This is a genomic window from Agrobacterium sp. LY4 (assembly GCF_001526585.1).
Classification (GTDB): domain Bacteria; phylum Pseudomonadota; class Alphaproteobacteria; order Rhizobiales; family Rhizobiaceae; genus Agrobacterium; species Agrobacterium leguminum.
Window position 1 is genome coordinate 233,115 of the sequence record NZ_ASYA01000012.1, and the last position, 17,524, is coordinate 250,638.

The 17,524-nt window shown below is 59.9% G+C and carries 16 protein-coding genes; 8 read left to right on the top strand and 8 right to left on the bottom strand.

Annotation, left to right across the window (positions count from 1 at the left end; genetic code table 11):
* Positions 1–16: 16 nt before the first annotated feature.
* The 3 genes from prfB to L904_RS12090 form a co-directional block, all read right to left on the bottom strand.
* A protein-coding gene (gene prfB, locus L904_RS12080; RefSeq protein WP_196248048.1) for a peptide chain release factor 2 occupies positions 17–1,148 on the bottom strand; the annotation gives its coding sequence in 2 pieces (ribosomal slippage) (positions 17–1,078 and positions 1,080–1,148; 1,131 coding nt in all).
* Between the two features lie 98 nt (positions 1,149–1,246).
* Positions 1,247–3,694 carry a penicillin-binding protein 1A gene (locus L904_RS12085; protein WP_035260697.1) on the bottom strand — a complete coding sequence of 816 codons (2,448 nt, stop codon included), beginning with the start codon at positions 3,692–3,694 and terminating at the stop codon, positions 1,247–1,249.
* Positions 3,695–4,022: 328 nt separating this feature from the next.
* The gene (locus tag L904_RS12090) at positions 4,023–5,282 is read right to left on the bottom strand and encodes an N-acetylmuramoyl-L-alanine amidase (protein WP_003521444.1); all 1,260 of its coding nucleotides are present in this window, start codon (positions 5,280–5,282) and stop codon (positions 4,023–4,025) included.
* Between the two features lie 645 nt (positions 5,283–5,927).
* On the opposite strand from L904_RS12090, the gene L904_RS12095 reads away from it, so the two are divergent.
* The gene (locus L904_RS12095; protein ID WP_059762562.1) at positions 5,928–8,822 is read left to right on the top strand and encodes a ribonuclease E/G; all 2,895 of its coding nucleotides are present in this window, start codon (positions 5,928–5,930) and stop codon (positions 8,820–8,822) included.
* Between the two features lie 148 nt (positions 8,823–8,970).
* Here the strand turns inward: L904_RS12095 and L904_RS12100 are convergent, their stop codons facing one another.
* The 3 genes from L904_RS12100 to L904_RS12110 all read right to left on the bottom strand — a co-directional run bounded on the left by L904_RS12100 (position 8,971) and on the right by L904_RS12110 (position 10,490).
* Positions 8,971–9,675 (bottom strand): SDR family oxidoreductase, encoded by a 705-nt coding sequence (locus tag L904_RS12100; RefSeq protein ID WP_035259919.1) that lies wholly within the window; start codon positions 9,673–9,675, stop codon positions 8,971–8,973.
* A 126-nt stretch (positions 9,676–9,801) separates the two neighbouring features.
* The gene (locus L904_RS12105) at positions 9,802–10,167 is read right to left on the bottom strand and encodes an antibiotic biosynthesis monooxygenase (protein WP_035259916.1); all 366 of its coding nucleotides are present in this window, start codon (positions 10,165–10,167) and stop codon (positions 9,802–9,804) included.
* On the bottom strand, positions 10,164–10,490 hold the full coding sequence (locus tag L904_RS12110) for an NIPSNAP family protein (RefSeq protein WP_035259913.1): 327 nt from the start codon (positions 10,488–10,490) through the stop codon (positions 10,164–10,166). Before L904_RS12110 ends, L904_RS12105 begins: the two co-directional genes overlap by 4 nt.
* Positions 10,491–10,564: 74 nt before the next feature.
* Between L904_RS12110 and L904_RS12115 the strand changes: the two genes are divergently transcribed.
* Positions 10,565–11,248 (top strand): helix-turn-helix transcriptional regulator, encoded by a 684-nt coding sequence (locus tag L904_RS12115; RefSeq protein ID WP_035259910.1) that lies wholly within the window; start codon positions 10,565–10,567, stop codon positions 11,246–11,248.
* A 24-nt stretch (positions 11,249–11,272) separates the two neighbouring features.
* Here L904_RS12115 and L904_RS12120 read toward each other — a convergent pair whose 3' ends face one another.
* Complete coding sequence (locus L904_RS12120) at positions 11,273–12,430, bottom strand: pyridoxal phosphate-dependent aminotransferase (protein ID WP_035259922.1); 1,158 nt, start codon at positions 12,428–12,430, stop codon at positions 11,273–11,275.
* Between the two features lie 173 nt (positions 12,431–12,603).
* Here L904_RS12120 and L904_RS12125 point away from each other — a divergent pair, with 173 nt between their 5' ends.
* From L904_RS12125 to L904_RS12150, 6 genes are all read left to right on the top strand, one after another.
* Positions 12,604–13,371, top strand: a complete 768-nt coding sequence (locus tag L904_RS12125) for a DsbA family protein (protein ID WP_003521455.1) — start codon at positions 12,604–12,606, stop codon at positions 13,369–13,371.
* 125 nt (positions 13,372–13,496) lie between these two features.
* Positions 13,497–13,934, top strand: a complete 438-nt coding sequence (gene aroQ / locus L904_RS12130) for a type II 3-dehydroquinate dehydratase (protein ID WP_031234304.1) — start codon at positions 13,497–13,499, stop codon at positions 13,932–13,934.
* 25 nt (positions 13,935–13,959) lie between these two features.
* Entirely contained in the window at positions 13,960–14,451 is a 492-nt protein-coding gene (accB, locus tag L904_RS12135) for an acetyl-CoA carboxylase biotin carboxyl carrier protein (RefSeq protein WP_035262713.1), read from the top strand.
* Positions 14,452–14,463: 12 nt separating this feature from the next.
* Positions 14,464–15,810 carry an acetyl-CoA carboxylase biotin carboxylase subunit gene (gene accC / locus L904_RS12140; RefSeq protein WP_003521459.1) on the top strand — a complete coding sequence of 449 codons (1,347 nt, stop codon included), beginning with the start codon at positions 14,464–14,466 and terminating at the stop codon, positions 15,808–15,810.
* 6 nt (positions 15,811–15,816) lie between these two features.
* The gene (aat, locus tag L904_RS12145; protein WP_020810216.1) at positions 15,817–16,461 is read left to right on the top strand and encodes a leucyl/phenylalanyl-tRNA--protein transferase; all 645 of its coding nucleotides are present in this window, start codon (positions 15,817–15,819) and stop codon (positions 16,459–16,461) included.
* A 79-nt stretch (positions 16,462–16,540) separates the two neighbouring features.
* The gene (locus L904_RS12150) at positions 16,541–16,984 is read left to right on the top strand and encodes a hypothetical protein (protein WP_031233867.1); all 444 of its coding nucleotides are present in this window, start codon (positions 16,541–16,543) and stop codon (positions 16,982–16,984) included.
* Positions 16,985–17,001: 17 nt separating this feature from the next.
* On the opposite strand, the gene L904_RS12155 is transcribed toward L904_RS12150, so the two are convergent.
* Positions 17,002–17,439 carry a DUF2155 domain-containing protein gene (locus L904_RS12155; protein ID WP_003521462.1) on the bottom strand — a complete coding sequence of 146 codons (438 nt, stop codon included), beginning with the start codon at positions 17,437–17,439 and terminating at the stop codon, positions 17,002–17,004.
* Positions 17,440–17,524: the final 85 nt, after the last annotated feature.

The following is a 17,524-nucleotide window of genomic DNA, read 5'->3' on the forward strand; positions in this document are numbered from 1 at the left end:
CGACGCACTTGGCGCGTCAGTCGATATCCGCGACTTCCACATCCGCGCCGCCGCTGATGCGATGCGCGAGGGCCGCTTCCATGAACTCGTTCAGATCGCCGTCCAGCACGTTGCCGGGTGCGGTGCTTTCCACGCCGGTGCGCAGATCCTTGACCAGCTGGTAAGGCTGCAGAACGTAGGAACGGATCTGGTGGCCCCAGCCGATATCGGTCTTGGATGCGGCCTGGGCGTTTGCCGCCTCTTCCCGCTTCTGCAGCTCCACCTCGTAGAGGCGGGCGCGCAGCATGTCCCACGCCTTGGCGCGGTTCTTGTGCTGGGAACGCTCCTGCTGGCAGGCAACGGCAATACCGGTCGGAATATGCGTGATACGCACGGCCGAGTCGGTGGTGTTGACGTGCTGGCCGCCTGCGCCGGACGAACGATAGGTATCGATGCGGCAATCGCTCTCGTTGATGTCGATCTGGATCGAATCGTCGACCACCGGGTAAACCCAGACGGAAGAGAACGATGTGTGGCGACGCGCATTGCTGTCATAGGGCGAAATACGAACGAGGCGATGCACGCCCGATTCCGTCTTCAGCCAGCCGAAGGCATTGTGGCCCTTGACGAGGATCGTCGCGGACTTGATGCCGGCTTCTTCGCCGTCGTGAACTTCGAGCACCTCGACCTTGAAACCTTCGCGGTCGGCCCAGCGGGTATACATGCGCAGAAGCATGTTCGCCCAGTCCTGGCTTTCGGTGCCGCCGGCGCCGGAATGCACTTCGAGATAGGTATCGTTGGTATCGGCTTCGCCTGACAGCATGGCTTCCACCTGACGGCGGTTCGCCTCGCTCTTCAACGCTTTCAATGCGTCTTCGGCGTCCTTGACGATCTCGTCATCGCCTTCCATCTCGCCGAGTTCGATCAGCTCGATATTGTCCTTGAGCTGCTGCTCGAGCGCCTTGACGCCGTTGATGCTGTCATCCAGCTGCTGGCGTTCGCGCATCAGCTTCTGGGCTTCAGATGCATCGTTCCAGAGGGTCGGGTCCTCTGCCTTGTTATTCAACCAGTCCAGTCGTCTTATCGCCTGGTCCCAGTCAAAGATGCCTCCTCAGCAGGCTTATGGCCTGCTTGATTTCGTCGACTACGTTCACGATTTCATTGCGCATTTCGCTGGTTCTTCACCTTCATTGAAACTCGTTGCTCAAATAAATGCGGGGGGCGCGGATGTAAAGACCCGCGCCCCCGCCAAACGTCAGGAGTGATATCAATAAAGACCGCCGCCACCGCCGGTGATGGCCTGCTGCGCCTGCGGCGAGGTCTTCAGAATGTCTTCCTGCGACATATATCCGTCATCGCCGATGACGGAGAAGGTGGAAGCAGGACCCGTGCCGGGCTTGAAGGCTTCCATGATGGTGTCGGGCTCGCCCTCGACCGCCGCCATGCCGGTCTTGCGGTTGACGGCGACGAAGTTCATGCCGCTCGGTACGATGAACTTGCTCGGCTCCATGTGCTTGGCCGCATCGGAGATGAACTCGCCGAATATAGGCGCGGACAGCGAGCCACCCGTGCCGCCGCGACCAAGCGGTGCGGGCGAATCGAAGCCGATATAGAGGCCGGCGACCATGTCCGGTGTATAACCGACGAACCAGGCGTCCTTTTCATCGTTGGTCGTGCCCGTCTTGCCGGCAACCGGCAGATCGACCTTGATCTTGCCCGCCGCCGTGCCGCGCTGCACGACGCCTTCCAGCATCGAGGTCGTCTGATAGGCGGTCATCGGGTCGAGAACCTGTTCGCGATTGTCGACGATGACAGGCTCATCCTGGTTCTGCCAGCTTGTCGCGTTGCAGCCTTCGCAGGCGCGCTCCTCATGCCGGAAGATCGTCTTGCCGTAGCGGTCCTGAATGCGGTCGATCAGTGTCGGCTTGATCTGCTTGCCGCCATTGGCGATGACCGAATAGGCCGAGACCATACGCATCACGGTCGTTTCACCCGAACCGAGCGACATGGACAGAAGCGGCGGCATCTTGTCGTAGATGCCGAAGCGTTCGGCATATTCCGCAACCAGATTCATGCCCATGTCCTGCGCCAGACGCACCGTCATGAGGTTACGGGATTTCTCGATACCGAGACGCAGGGTCGACGGGCCGGCGGAACCGCCGCCGTAATTCTGCGGCTTCCAGACCTGATTGCCAGAAACCACCTCAATCGGCGCATCGAGAATGACCGACGCCGGCGTATAGCCGTTATCGAGCGCCGCAGCGTAGATGAACGGCTTGAAGGAGGAGCCCGGCTGGCGCATCGCCTGCGTCGAGCGGTTGAATTCCGACTGCGCATAGGAGAAACCGCCGACCATGGCCAGAACACGGCCGGTATGCGGGTCCATCACCACCATACCGCCCTGCACTTTCGGCGGCTGGCGCAAGCGATATTCGTTACCTGAATTGGCAAGCGGCTGCGCATAAACGACGTCACCGGCCGAGAGGACGCCAACCGGCGACTTGGCGGTCGCCTTCTTGCCGGTCGCATCGCGGAAAGCCCAGCGCATGTTTTCAGCGGAGATATGGCCGCGCGTGCGCTTGTCGCCATCTTCCGTTTCCGTGTCCGGCTGTACGCCGATATCGACGCCATCGGCAGCGACGGCAAGCACCACAGCGACTTTCCATTCCGGAACGTCGCGCAGGCCCTTTACCTTGGCGAGCGCCGCCGTCCAGTCACCCGCAGTCTCGATCTTTTCGACGGGTCCGCGGAAACCGCGACGCTCATCATATTGCACCAGACCGTCCTGAAGCGCCTTGCGTGCCTCCATCTGGATCTGCGGATCGAAAGAGGTGCGGACCGAGAGCCCGCCTTCGAGAAGCGCTTCCTCGCCGTATTTCTCGACGATCTGGCGGCGAACTTCTTCGGCGAAATAATCGGACGCGAAGATATGCGCGCCGCCGCGACGCAGATTGACGCCAAGCGGCTGCTTTTTGGCGTCCGTGGCGTCGGCGACCGTGATGTAGCCGTTTTCGGCCATGCGGTCGATCACCCAGTCACGACGCTCAAGAGCCGCCTTTTCGCGGCGGATCGGATGGTAATTGGCCGGACCCTTCGGCAGCGATGCGAGATAGGCGGTTTCCGCAATCGTCAGTTCCGTCACCGATTTGTTGAAATAGGTGAGCGCCGCGCCGGCAATGCCGTAGGAGTTCAGACCGAAGAAAATCTCGTTGAGATAAAGTTCGAGAATCTTGTCCTTGGAATAGGTCTGCTCGATGCGGAAGGACAGAATGGCTTCCTTGAGCTTGCGGTCGATAGTCTGGTCGTTGGTGAGCAGAAAGTTCTTCGCCACCTGCTGGGTGATGGTGGACGCGCCGACCGGACGGCGGCCGGAGCCGAGATTCTGGATATTGACGAGAATGGCGCGTCCGAGGCCGAAGACATCCACACCCGGATGGTTGTAGAAATTCTTGTCTTCCGCCGAAAGGAAGGCAGCCTTCACACGGTCGGGTATGGCCTGGATCGGCAGGAACAGGCGCTTTTCATGGGCGTATTCCGCCATCAGCGCGCCGTTGCCGGCATGCACGCGGGTCGTCACCGGCGGCTCATAGGTGCTCAAAACTGCGTAATCCGGCAGGTCCTTCGTCACGCCGTGCAAATAAATCGCACCGGCGGCAGCGGCGCACAGGAAGAGCACGCTGGCCAAGCCGAAAAAATATCCAATCAGTCTGATCATACCAAGCTACCGATAATTCGAATCGTAACCATCAACGCCCGACGATTTACGGGCGCATCCTTGCATATCGCGTGCCGTTTTGCACACCATACCTTCGATGACAAGCCGGATACGGCAGCATTCGCTGATATGTTACCGGGCGGCAGGCCCGCAATCGCGCTGCGGGCGCTTTGCGGATCGCCACCGAATCCGCTTTCCGAGTAACGCGGCGAATGTGAGTAAAATAGGGCTTCGTCTTCGTAATCGTCCGCAAGACCCAAGAATTGAACAGCTTTTCGGCGGTCAATGGCAGCTCGGCAACAGCATTGCCGCTCCGCCGGCTACCCTCTTAGCCGCCATTTGCCATGGCCTTGGCGCGGTATCGCCCAACGGCGGTTGCCAGCGTATCGGCCACCTTCTTGCGCCATTCCCCATCGAGAAGCAGCTTTTCGTCTTCCGGATTGGAGAGGAAACCGAGCTCCAGCAGCACCGACGGCACATCATGGGCGCGCAGCACCATGAAACCGGCGTAACGGTGCGGATTGTTGATGAGCCCAACCTGCCCCTCAAAGGAGGAGACGATGTTTTCAGCCAGCGTTACCGAAAAGGCCTGCGTTTCACGACGGGTGAAATCGAGAAGAATATCGGCCACTTCCGGCGGCTCGCTGGAGGCAGCGACACCCGCGATCTGATCGGACTTGTTTTCGCGCTCCGCCAGTTCCTGCGCCTGCCGGTCCGATGCCCGGTCCGACAAAGTATAGACGGTCGCGCCCCGGATGCCCTTTTGCTTCAACGTATCCGCATGAAGAGAGATAAAGAGGTTGGCATTATTCTGGCGGGCGATGGTCACCCGTTCCGACAAGGCGAGAAAGGTATCGGAATCGCGCGTCAGGAAAGCCTTGATGCCGGGTTCGCGGTTCAGCCGCTCGGCAAGTTCCTTGGCGAAAGTCAGCGTGATAACCTTTTCCTCGGTGCCGGTGGTGCCGCCGGTGGCGCCGGCATCGATGCCACCGTGGCCGGCATCGACCGCGATGACGAATTCCGCTGGCCGCGACGTCTTGTCATCCGGCGTGATCGCGGCAGTCGTCACCGGGGCCGGCGCCTGCCACTGCTGATCCTTCACCAGTTCCGCGAACTTGCCCTTGGTGGTGATTTCCGTATCGAGCACGAAATGGAAAGATTGGCCATTATCGGTCTTTTTGGTTTCGGCAACCGCCACCTGAACCGGCTTTTTCGCCGTCAGCACGATGCGGGCGCTGTTTTGCCCCATGCTGCCGAAACGGATATCCGAAAAAAGACCGGTCGGCTTCAGGTCGGATGCGGGAAAGCTGAAATTCACCGCCGGAAAGTCCACAACGATGCGGGCGGGCGAATCGAGATAGTGCACGTCGAATTCCGGCTCTTCGGCGAAGTCGAGAACGATGCGCGTGCGCGCCTCATCGCCGATGATCCGCGCCTGATGGACGACGAGCGGTTCCACGGCATGGGCTGCCGGCGCGGCGGAAACAGAGGCGACGACGGAAAATGCCAGAGCCGCCGCAAGCCGCGCGATTCGCGCGCCAAGCCGCCCTCTCCCACCGAATATCGCTGCGTTGCGCGTGAAATTCATGGTCTTCAAGAAATTCCGTATTTCAGTCATTTTCGATAAACGGCGAGGAAAAACGCCGGCAACAGTGCCGTTTCGACCACGCCGTACGATAGTTTGCGCGTTTGCGCCCCACAATCGCAGGCCTTGGTGAACCAATTGTTAACCCGGAAATTCCACCAATAATATGGCATATTTAGCCAGCCTATTGCTATTATGACAGAGAAAACATACAACACGGATGAGGGTTAAAAGTGTTGACGGGATAGATGCCCGCCGGCTGCCAATCGAAAAAGACGCTGGCGCTGCAAATCGGGCAATCATCTGCCGTCGTTACATTTATCCTGAAACTCGATCAATTCCGGCCGTGGCCGGAGACCTACCCGGTGGCGCTGCCACCGCCGCTCTGAGGAGAGCAAATTCATCGGATCCCAAGGGGTCTATATATTATTGTCGTTCCGCCTGGCCAATGATGTCGCAGCAGTTTTCACATGAACCGGATACCAGGAGCAGGCCAAGCGCCTCGCCGTCGGTCCGGATGCTGCCAGTTTACAGACGCCCGGCAGGAGACTTCATTTCCGGCACATCCTTGCACTCATATGAAAGGCTCGTCCGTGTGGCGGGCCTGTTCTCGTATAAAACAAGGCTGCGCCGAGGAGCACAGCTTACATGGCAGACAAAATGCTTATCGACGCCTCCCACGAAGAGGAGACACGCGTAGTCGTTGTCCGTGGGAACCGGATCGAAGAATTCGATTTCGAATCGGAGCACAAGAAACAGATCCGCGGCAATATCTACCTTGCCAAGGTCACGCGGGTTGAACCCTCGCTTCAGGCGGCCTTCGTCGATTACGGTGGAAACCGCCACGGCTTTCTCGCTTTTGCGGAAATCCATCCGGACTATTACCAGATTCCGCTTGCCGACCGTCAGGCCCTCCTGAAAGCGGAAGCCGAGGATCATCGCCGCAGCGACGATTTCGAATCCGCTGATGCACCCGAGCCCGGCGCGCCCATGATCGACCTTTCGCAGGTGGATCAGCCGGATGTCGGCATTGTTTCCGCCAGCGAAACCATTGAAACCGTTATTACGGAAGAAACCGCGACCGTCGCGGAAGAGGTTTCAGGGGAAGCGGCCGTCGAGGCCGTAGCCGAAGAAGCGCCCGCCGAGGAAGAAAAGCCGAAGAAGCGCACCCGTCGCCCCCGCGCCAAGAAGAAGACGGCGGAAGAAGAAGCCGCAGCAGCCGAGGCCGCCGAAGCGTCTTCCGAAGACGACGGCAGCGTCGGCGGCGAAATGGCCGCCATGGTCGATACCGACACGATTTCCGAGGAAGTCGAGGGTCTTCGCCGCGGCAATGACGATGATGACGACGACGATGACGATCACCACGAAAAGGAAGTGATCGAATCCGTCGGCGCTGAAGACGCCATGGAAGAGGTTCCGGACCGCGTCGCCCGCAAGCCGCGCAAGCAGTATCGCATTCAGGAAGTCATCAAGCGCCGCCAGATCCTTCTGGTGCAGGTGGCCAAGGAAGAGCGCGGCAACAAGGGCGCGGCGCTGACCACTTACCTGTCTCTCGCCGGCCGTTATTCCGTTCTGATGCCGAATACGGCGCGTGGCGGCGGTATTTCCCGCAAGATTACCCAACCGGCCGACCGCAAGCGTCTGAAGGAAATCGCGCGCGATCTGGAAGTGCCGCAGGGCATGGGCGTCATCCTGCGCACCGCCGGCGCCAACCGCACCCGCGTCGAAATCAAGCGCGACTTCGAATATCTGATGCGCCTGTGGGAAAATGTCCGCACGCTGACGCTGAATTCCACGGCCCCCTGCCTCGTTTACGAGGAAGGCTCGCTGATCAAGCGTTCGATCCGCGATCTCTACAACAAGGATATCGGCGAGATCATCGTTTCGGGCGAAGACGGCTACCGTGAAGCGAAAGACTTCATGAAGATGCTGATGCCGAGCCACGCCAAGGTGGTTCAGCCTTACCGCGATATTCACCCGATCTTCTCGCGCTCCGGTATCGAAGCCCAGCTCGACCGGATGCTGCAGCCGCAGGTGACGCTGAAGTCGGGCGGTTATCTCATCATCAACCAGACGGAAGCGCTGGTTTCCATCGACGTCAACTCGGGCCGTTCGACCCGCGAGCACTCCATCGAGGAAACCGCGCTGACGACGAACCTCGAGGCAGCGGAAGAAGTTGCGCGGCAATTGCGCCTGCGCGACCTTGCCGGCCTTGTCGTCATCGACTTCATCGACATGGAAGAAAAGCGCAACAACCGCGCTGTCGAGAAGAAGCTCAAGGATTGCCTGAAGAACGACCGCGCCCGCATTCAGGTCGGCCGTATCTCGCATTTCGGCCTCCTGGAAATGTCGCGCCAGCGCATCCGCGCTTCGGTGCTGGAATCGACCACGCAAGTCTGCCAGCATTGCGGCGGCACGGGCCATGTTCGCTCGGAATCCTCCATCGCGCTGCATGTGCTGCGCGGCATCGAGGAATATCTGCTGCGTAACACCACGCATAACATCACGGTGCGCAGCACGCCGGAAACGGCGCTCTACCTGCTCAACCACAAGCGCGGCACGATCGTCGATTATGAAGGCCGCTTCGGCGTGTCGATCATCATCGCCGCCGATTCCGGCGTCGGTGCGCAGCATTTCGCCATCGATCGCGGTGAAGCCGTCGAAAATCCGGTGAAGATCGAAAGCCTCATCCAGATGCTGCCGAACTTCGTGGAAGAGGAAGACGATTTCGTCGCCGAGGTGGAAGAGGACGAAGACGAGGAAGAAATCGTCAAGGCGCAGACCTCCGAGCCACGACAGCAGCAGCAGGGCGACAATGGCGAAGAAGGCAAGCGCAAGCGCAAGCGCCGCCGCCGCCGTCGCGGCAAGGGCGGTCAGGGCGAGCAGAACGGCGCGCTCGACGCCCAGTCCGGCGATGCGGAAGGCGATGATGTCGAAGGTGACGACGATGGCGTCGAAACCGATGAAGCCGATGCAGAAACCGAAAACGGTGCAGCGGAAGCGGTAACATCCGAAGAGGATGGCAAGCGCAAGCGCCGCCGTCGCGGCAAGCGCGGCGGACGTCGCAACCGTGCGGAAGACGAGGCTCTCGATGCCGCCGGCTCGGAAGCCGAGGGTGAAAGCGAAGAGGCTTCCGCCGAAGCACCCGTAACCGAAGAGCCGACCGCCGCCGAGGTGGTGGAAGGTGCGGTTGCCGAGGTCGCGGAAGAGGACGTGCCGAAAAAGCCGCGCCGCACCCGCAAGGCAAAGGCCAAGACTGAAACCGAGGAAGCGCCGAAGGCCGAGGCCGTTGAAACGGTGGAGCCGGTGATCGTCGAGGAAACCGTCGTGGACGTCGCGATTGAAGAAGCGGGTGAGGCTTCGGCCGATCTGGCTTCGGAAGCGGAAACCCCGGCCACGGAAGAAAAGGTCCGCGCGAACCGGGGCAGCAATGTCTCGAGCTCGGAGCCGGTGGTCACCTCTTCCGGTTCCTCCACGCCCGCCGATGGCGACGAGCCGAAGCCCCGCAAGGGCGGCTGGTGGCAGCGCAAGGGCTTCTTCTGAGAGAAGCCACATCCTGAATAAAAGACGCCCGCAACGATGTTGCGGGCGTTTTCTTTTGTCGATGCAAAGAGCGGGTGTTTTTTGAGCCGCTGACATTTCCTCATTCCTGTGCTTGTCACAGGGATGAAGAGTGGGAAAGGCCAACCCGTCAAACAGACCGCGTCAGCCCACCATCAACGCGGATATTCTGACCGGTAATATACCCGGCCCCCGCAGAGGCAAGGAATGCCACGGTGGCGGCGATTTCCTCGCTCTTGCCGTAACGCTGCATCGGCACGCTCTCGCGGCGTTCCTCCGTCGTCGGCAGGCTGTCGATCCAGCCGGGCAGAACATTGTTCATGCGCACATTGTCGGCCGCATAGGTATCGGCGAAAATCTTGGTGTAGGAGGCAAGGCCAGCACGGAACACGGCGGATGTCGGGAACATGCTGCTCGGTTCGAAAGCCCAGGCGGTCGAGATGTTGACGATGGCGCCCGCCTTCTGTTTCACCATGACGGGGGCAACGATTCGTGTCGGGCGGATGACGTTCATCAGATAGACATCGAGGCCGGTGTGCCATTGCTCGTCGGTGATATCGAGAATGGAGGCGCGCGGGCCATGGCCGGCGCTGTTGACCAGCACGTCAATGCGGCCGAATTTTTCGAGTGTCAGATCCGTGAGCCGCTGGAGATCGTCATTCGACTGGTTGGAGCCGGTGACGCCGATGCCGCCCAGCTCCTGCGCCAGCGCCTCTCCCTTGCCGGAAGAAGACAGGATTGCGAGCTTGTAGCCATCCGCGGCCAGACGTTTCGCCACGGCGGCCCCCATGCCGCTGCCGCCTGCCGTTACAATCGCTACTTTTTCTGCCGACATCGCTTTTCTCCTTGTCCAATCCTAAGGGTGCCCCGCACCACATTGGCCCATCTATAACGGGTTTCAAAGACGAGTTCGAACCAGAAAGCCTTGCAGCGGCATGCAGAAAAACTGATGCTGGAAATGTCAGCCCAAGCCATTTCCCTCTGCCGGATGGGCTTTCCGGCTGTCGGCTGGCGCTTCCTCCCTGTCCTCCAGGCCATAGTCGCGGATCACCTGCGCGATACGCAGCCGATAATCGGAAAAAACACCGGACCGGCCCAGCGACTGCGCGGCGCGATGCGGCATGGTGTTGCGCCACGCCCTCACCGCCTCCTCATCCCGGAAAAAGGACAGAGACAGCATCTTGTCCGGATTGCCGATGCTTTGAAACCGCTCGACGGATAGGAAGCCGTCGATGGTTTCCAGTTCCGCCCGCAGGCCTGCCGCGATGTCGAGATAATGCTGCTTCTCGCCTTCCGCCGGCCAGACCTCGAAGATAACGGCAATCATTGCCCACCTCCGGCATGCGGAGTGGAAGCGAGACGCAGGAAAAGCCGGTCCTCGCGGCGGATGAACTGTTCGCGGCGGGCGAATTCGTAATTTTCCCGCCCCGCAGGATCGGCGGCGAGCCGTGCCCTGTAGGCTTCGTAGGCGGCGAGATTTTCGATGTTGTAGACACCGTAGGCAATGGTGCTCGATCCCTCCTTCGGCGCATAATAACCGATCAGATCGGCCCCGCAGCGCGGTATCGCCTCACCCCATGTGCGGGCATATCGTTCGAAGGAGTCGACCTTGAAAGGATCGATCTCGTAGCGGATGAAACAGGTCAGCATCGTTTGTCTCCTCGTGTTTTGCCTTTCTCTTTTACGCCATTGCTTTGCATCAATGCTTCGGCTACCATCGAAGCATGAAAGACGGACCTCTGATTGCCAATGTCGCCGCGCTGATCGGCGACCCTGCCCGCGCCAACATCCTGACGGCGCTGATGGACGGACGCGCGCTGACCGCAAGCGAGCTTGCCGAAGCCGCAGGCGTGACCCTGCAGACCGCCAGCGGGCATCTGTCGAAGCTCTCCGAGGCGCAACTCCTGAAAGCGGAAAAACAGGGGCGTCACCGCTATTTCCGTCTTTCCGACGAGGATGTGGCGCATGTTCTGGAAGCGTTGATGGGTCTTGCCCAGCGCACGGGCGCAGTCCGCGTCCGCACGGGACCGAAGGACAAGGCGCTGCGGGAAGCGCGCATCTGCTACGATCATCTGGCCGGGGAGAGCGGCGTGGCGCTGCTTGCCGCCATCACCGCAAAAGGGCTCGTGACATCAGGCGACGATCCTGCCCTCACGGAGAGCGGCCGTGATTTCTTCTCAAGCTTCGGCATCGACCTTTCGCCGCTCGAAAAAGCCCGACGCCCGATCTGCCTGCATTGCCTGGACTGGAGCGAACGTCGCCATCACCTCGGCGGCGGGCTTGGCGCATCTTTGCTTGAGGCGATGCAGCAGCGCGACTGGCTGCGGCGCGGAAACGGCCGTGTGCTGACCTTCACTGCAAAGGGCGAAAAGGCGTTCAACAACACCTTCGGCTGCACGCCCGCCTGATCTCCCTAATCGGATGATCCCAACTTACTTCAGCCAGCCGGCAATACGTCCAACGGCCTCGGCGATATCCGACACGGAACCCGCATAGGAAATGCGCAGCGCCCTGTGGCCTTCCTCGGGGTCGAAATCCATGCCAGGCGTCGCCGCCACATCGATTTCCGCCAGCATGCGCTTGGCAAAATCCATGCTGTCATTGGAAAAACGGCTGGTATCGACATAGGCGTAAAAAGCGCCATCCATCGGGGATGCCAGCGGCAGGCCGATTTCCGGCAGGCGCGCCATCAGGAAATCGCGGTTGGTGCGATAGCTTTCCCGGTAGACATCCAGTTCCTCCGCTGCCGAAAAGGCCGCCGTCGCCGCCAGCTGTGACAGTTCGGGCGAGGAAATATAAAGGCTCTGCGCCAGGCACTCGACCGGCCTGACCAGATTTTCGGGTAGGACCATCCAGCCGATGCGCCAGCCGGTCATGCAATAATATTTGGAGAAGGAGTTGATGATCACGGCATTGTCGGTGATTTCGAGCGCGCTCGTCTCTTCGCCGACAAAGGTAAGGCCGTGATAGATCTCGTCGGAAATGAAAGCCATGTCGCGGCTTTCGCAATAGCTCGCAAGCCGCTTCAGCGCCTCGCGGCCGGTAACCGTGCCGGTTGGATTGGCCGGGCTTGCCAGAAGCACGCCCTTCAGCTTGCAGCCGGCCTTTGTCTCCGCCCGCTCCAGACTTGCCGGCGTCAGCGTATAACCGGTTTCGGCGGTGACCGGCACTTCCACGACATTGAGGCCGAGCGCCTTCAGAATATTGCGATAGGCCGGATAGCCGGGTCTTGCGATGGCAACATGGTCGCCCGCATCGAAAAGGCTGAGGAAAGCGAGATTGAAGGCGGCAGATGAGCCCGTGGTCACGGCGATGCGGGCCGGATCGATGGCGACCTGGTGGCGCAGCCGGTAATGGCCGGCGATCGCCTCCCGCAGCTCGCGCAGGCCGAGCGCATCGGTATAACCGATCCGCCCATGCTTCAGCGCCGCCTCAGCCGCCGCAAGCGAGGCTTTCGGCGCGGGATGGGAGGGCTGGCCGACCGCCATGGAAATGACGGGGCGGCCCGCCTGCCTGCGCCGATTCGCTTCCGCCAGAATATCCATGGCGTGAAAGGGTTCGACTGCGCTCCGCTTCGACATCGTAATCAAGGGCATGCTCTTTCCTGAACCGTATTTCAGAGACTTGCCGCAGAATCACAATCTTCACAATCATGCGATCATAATGCGGACAAGTATTTTTGCCGTATGGCATTTGGCTTAAAGTAAGGTAATTGCCTTCATAAGATTTGAAGAGGCTCCGGCCGCACAGAATGAGGACCGATATGGCGCATTTTCTCCGTTCCACCCTTCTCGCCAGCGTGACGGCCCTTTCGACGGTATTCGCCTCCCTGCCCGCCCATGCGCTCGACGAGCAGCAGAAGAAGGAAATGGGCGAGTTCATCAAGCAATATCTGATCGAGAACCCGGAAATCATGCTTGAGGTTCAGGATGCGCTTGAGCGCAAGCAATATGCGGCGCGCAACGCCAAGGCGGCGGAAGCCGTCGCCGACAACAAGAAGGCCATTTTCGAATCGAAATTCGATCTGGCGCTCGGCAATCCGGATGGCGACGTCACGCTGGTCGAGTTCTTCGACTACAATTGCGGTTATTGCAAACGCGCCATGGGCGACATGGACAATATCCTGAAGAGCGACAAGAAGGTGCGCGTCGTCCTTAAGGAGTTCCCGATCCTCGGACCCGAATCCGTCGCGGCCCACCGTGTCTCCAATGCCGTGAAGCTGCTTGCGCCGGCCAAGTATCCCGAATTCCAGCGCACGCTCCTCGGCGGCCGCGGACGGGCGAATGAGGACAGCGCCATGGAAGTCGCGACCTCGCTCGGCCTCAAGGAAGCCGACATCCGCAAATCGATGGCGGAGAACCCCAATGACGAGCAGGTGCAGGAGACTTACAAGCTGGCAACCAGCCTCGGCATCACCGGAACGCCATCCTATATCGTCGGCGACGAGGCGGTTTTCGGTGCGGTCGGCGCCGACCCGCTGAAGGAAAAAATCGCCAATATGCGCAGCTGTGGAAAAGCCACCTGCTCCTGATTGCTAAAAAAGCCACTGCATTCCCTGTGAGATGCCTGCCAAGCGGCCGGTTTAGGGCTTGCGGGGGCTTTTCCTTGACGGCTGCGCAGTCTATAGGTGTCGCTGATTTTCTTATGGAAACGTGAATGAGCAACATCATCATCGTCATCAACGGCCCCAATCTCAACATGCTGGGAAAAAGGGAACCGGGTATCTATGGTGGCAAGACGCTGAAGGACATCGAGAATGATTGCCTTCAAGCCGGTGCCGATCTCGGTTTCGCAGTGGAATTCCGCCAGTCCAACCACGAAGGCGTGCTGGTGGACTGGTTGCAGGAGGCGGGCGAGCGGGCTATAGGCGTCGTCATCAATCCCGGCGCCTACAGCCACACATCCATCGCGTTGCATGACGCCATTCGCGCGATTTCCACGCCCGTCGTGGAAGTGCACATTTCCAACATCCACGCCCGCGAAGAGTTCCGTCACAAGTCGATGGTATCACCCGCGGCAAAGGGCATGGTCTGCGGTTTCGGACCATATGGATACATCATGGCGCTTCATGCGCTGAAAAACATCACGGCATAAAAAGAAACAAAGAATAGGGTTTGTCATGTCTGAAAAGAAACAGGGTATCGACAAGGAACTGATCCGCGAACTCGCGAATATCCTCAACGATACCGACCTTTCGGAAATCGAAGTGGAGCAGGACGACCTGCGCATCCGCGTTTCCCGCGCCGCTCCCGCCGCCACGGTCTATGCCGCAGCGCCTGCTGCTTATGCGCCCGCACCGGCAGCAGCCCCCGTTGCTGCACCGGCCGCAGCCGCGCCGGCCGCCCCTGCGGCCTCCGCAGCGCCTGCCCGCAACCCGGCCAACACCGTGTCGTCGCCGATGGTCGGTACGGTCTATCTGTCGCCTGCCCCGGGCGCACATCCCTTCATCGAAGTGGGTGCAACCGTCAAGGAAGGCCAGACCATCCTCATCGTCGAAGCCATGAAGACCATGAACCAGATCCCGGCTCCCAAGTCCGGCAAGGTCGTGGAAATCGTCGTCAACGACGCTCAGCCCGTGGAGTATGGCGAAGCCCTCGTGGTCATCGAATAAAGGCGGTTCAGCATGGTTTCGAAGATCCTCATAGCCAACCGCGGCGAGATCGCGCTACGCGTCCTGCGCGCCGCCAAGGAGCTTGGCATTCCCACCGTAGCCGTGCATTCCACGGCCGACGCGGACGCCATGCATGTGCGCCTTGCCGACGAAAGCGTGTGCATCGGCCCGCCGCCCTCGCGTGACAGCTACCTCAACATCCACCAGATCGTTGCGGCCTGCGAAATCACCGGTGCGGACGCCGTTCACCCCGGCTACGGCTTCCTGTCGGAAAATGCCAAGTTCGCTGACATTCTCGACGCGCACGGCATCACTTTCATCGGGCCGACCGCCGAACATATCCGCATTATGGGCGACAAGATCACCGCCAAGCAGACGGCGCAGGAACTCGGCATTCCCGTGGTTCCCGGTTCCGATGGCGAAGTGAAGCCTGAAAACGCGCTTGAAATCGCTCGCACGATCGGCTTCCCGGTCCTCATCAAGGCGACGGCGGGCGGCGGCGGTCGCGGCATGAAGGTGGCGAAGACGGAAGCCGATCTGGAAGAGGCCGTTGCGACGGCCCGCTCCGAAGCGGCAGCAGCCTTCGGCAACGATGCCGTCTACATGGAAAAGTACCTCGGCAAACCGCGCCATATCGAAGTGCAGGTTTTCGGCGATGGCGAAGGCAATGCCGTTCACCTCGGCGAACGCGATTGCTCGCTCCAACGCCGTCACCAGAAGGTGCTGGAAGAAGCCAATTCGCCGGCTCTGACCGTCGAACAGCGCATGAAGATCGGCGAGATCTGCGCGAGCGCCATGCGCAAGCTGAAATATCGCGGCGCGGGCACCATCGAGTTCCTTTATGAAAACGGCGAGTTCTATTTCATCGAAATGAACACCCGTCTGCAGGTGGAGCATCCGGTGACGGAAGCCATCACCGGCATGGATCTCGTGCAGGAACAGATCAGGGTCGCTTCTGGTCAGGGCCTGTCGGTCACGCAGGACGATATCGAATTCCATGGCCATGCCATCGAATGCCGTATCAATGCCGAAGATCCGCGCACCTTCGTTCCCTCCCCGGGCACGCTGACCTATTTCCATACGCCGGGCGGCCTTGGCGTGCGCGTCGATTCAGGCGCCTATCAGGGCTACAAGATCCCGCCCTATTACGACAGCATGATCGGCAAGCTGATCGTCCACGGTCGCGACCGTGACGAGTGCATTCGCCGCCTGCGTCGGGCGCTGGATGAGTTCGTCGTCGACGGCATCAAGACCACGCTGCCGCTTTTCCAGGACCTCCTCCAGAACGAGGACATCCTGAACGGCGATTACGACATTCACTGGCTGGAAAAATATCTGGCCGGTGACGCGTCTCACTAAGACGATATGGTTGGGCGGCGCAGCAGAAATAACGGCATAACGGTCGATATCCTGCTGCGCGCCTATTCCGCCGGCCTGTTCCCGATGGCCGATTCGGCTGACGATCCCGAGCTTTTCTGGGTCGAGCCGGAAATTCGGGGAATCATCCCGCTCAATGGTTTTCACGTTTCCAAAAGCCTCGCCAAGGCGATGCGCAGGAAGCCGTTCGACATACGCTTCAACACCGCTTTCGAAGCGGTGATGGCCGGATGTGCGGCGGAAGCGCCGGACAGGCCGAGCACCTGGATCAACGCCACCATCCGCAGACTCTATACCGAGTTGCACCAGATCGGCCACGCCCATAGCGTCGAGGCTTGGGAGGGCGAGGAGCTCGTCGGCGGGCTCTACGGTGTCTCGCTGGGCGCCGCCTTCTTCGGCGAGAGCATGTTTTCCCGCCGCACCAATGCATCGAAGATTTGCCTCGTGCATCTGGTCGAGCGTTTGCGGCAGCAGGGATTTACGCTGCTCGACACGCAATTTACGACCGAACATCTGAAGACATTCGGGGCGATCGATATCCCAAAGTCGGAATATGCCACGATACTTGAAGCGGCTGTCGACAGGCCGGATGTGCCCTTCGAAAAATTGTCGGCGCAAGAAAATCCACACTGAAAACAACCTGAGATTTTGCTTGCAACCCTCAAAAACATGACCTATCCGATCATGATATATGGTTCACCGGGGGATTGTCATGCGCTGGATTGCGGCCTTGTTATTGATGTTGACGCCGGCGGCGAATGTCACCGCTGCCGAACAGCGCCCGAACCCGCAGGCCGCCTGGCGAAGCGAAATTTCCCGAGCCTTGACGGGCGTAACCGGCCGCCCGGAATTCAAGGTCGTGCGGACGAACAAGAAGCAGGTGCTCCTTGTTACTTTCCGCGTTGACCCGGCGGGAAAGATGCAGGCTGTTCAGGTCAAAAACATAAGGGATAGCACCTATCAGACAAGAACGGCCGTGAAGAGGGCATTTTCTGAAATCAGGTTCCCCTCACCTCCCGCCGGCGATCAGCCCAAAAAGTTCACCGTTCCGATCGTGATCGAGCCCGAACTGACGCGGGAGGAAATGATCGAACAACTGGAAAGCAAAAGCAAAGCCCTGGCCGATTTGGCCGAGAAGCTCAGACGCCAGAAATAGGCGCGGTCGTGGGTTAATTACTTGCTTGCCGTAGAGGGAGCGGGAACTTCCGAGTCCTGCTTGCAGCCCGTCAGCCACACGTCGTAGATCGGGTGTTCCACGGCGTTGAGGCCGGGGCTGTCGGCGAACATCCAGCCCGTGAAAATCCGCTTGATCTTGCGGTCGAGCGTGATCTCATCGACCTCGACAAAAGCGTCGATCTTCTGGGTTTCCGTCTGGTCGCGGGAATAACAGACTTTCGGCGTCACTTGAAGCGCGCCGAACTGCACGGTCTCATCGATATAAACATCGAAGGAAGTGATGCGGCCGGTGATCTTGTCGATGCCGGAAAACACCGCCACGCGGTTTTCGAGACGGGCGGCGGAGACGGGCGAAATGAGGATGACAGCAGAGACCGCTGCAAACAGCGAGACTGTCAGCGCACGCAAAGAACGATCCCGCGTGAATTTCCTCATACGATATGTCTCCAAATATTTGCCTGTGTCGAACCGCCGACCGGATCAACGCCTAAGGGCGGAATGTGGCAAAAACCGGTGAGGC